The sequence below is a fragment of the Blastococcus sp. CT_GayMR20 genome, from assembly GCF_004570345.1.
This window is the reverse complement of sequence record NZ_SPQM01000342.1, coordinates 1-598: the sequence shown is the minus strand read 5'-3', so window position 1 is coordinate 598 and position 598 is coordinate 1. Positions and strand designations below refer to the sequence as shown.

General features: G+C 69.7%; 1 protein-coding gene. It reads right to left on the bottom strand.

The window, feature by feature from the left end; translation table 11 throughout:
* On the bottom strand, window positions 1-598 hold a 598-nt coding region (locus E4P40_RS27830; protein WP_209305568.1), incomplete at both ends, for a 2-oxoacid:acceptor oxidoreductase family protein.

The following is a 598-nucleotide window of genomic DNA, read 5'->3' as shown; positions in this document are numbered from 1 at the left end:
GCCGGGTGCCATCGGGGCCGGCTTGATCTCGTAGGAGACCGCGAAGGCCTCCGTCGTCTCCCCGTAGTTGTAGCCCGCCCGGAACGCGGCGATGTTCGCCGCCGCGATCTCCGGCTTGCGGCGGAACGTCCGCTCCAGGAAGCGGATCGTCCCCTCGGTCGGCCGGTGGTACATCCACGACAGCAGACCGAGCGTGAACATGTTCTTCGACCGCTCGGCTTCCTTCTTGCCGAGCCCCGAGTCCGCCAGCGCGTCGAGGGTCATCGAGGTGAGCGGCACCGCGACGGTCTGCCAGCCCTCCAGCGAGCCGTCCTCGACCGGGTTGGTGGCGTAGCCGACCTTGGCCAGGTTCCGGGGCGAGAACTCGTCGGAGTCGAGGATCAGCAGGCCGCCGCCGGGCAGATCGGAGAGGTTGGCCTTCAGGGCCGCCGGGTTCATCGCGACGAGGACGTCGGGGGCGTCCCCCGGCGTCATGATGTCGTGGTCGGCGAAGTGCAGCTGGAAGGAGCTGACACCCGGCAGCGTCCCCGTCGGCGCGCGGATCTCGGCGGGGAAGTTGGGCAGCGTCGAGAGGTCGTTGCCGAAGGACGCCGTCTCG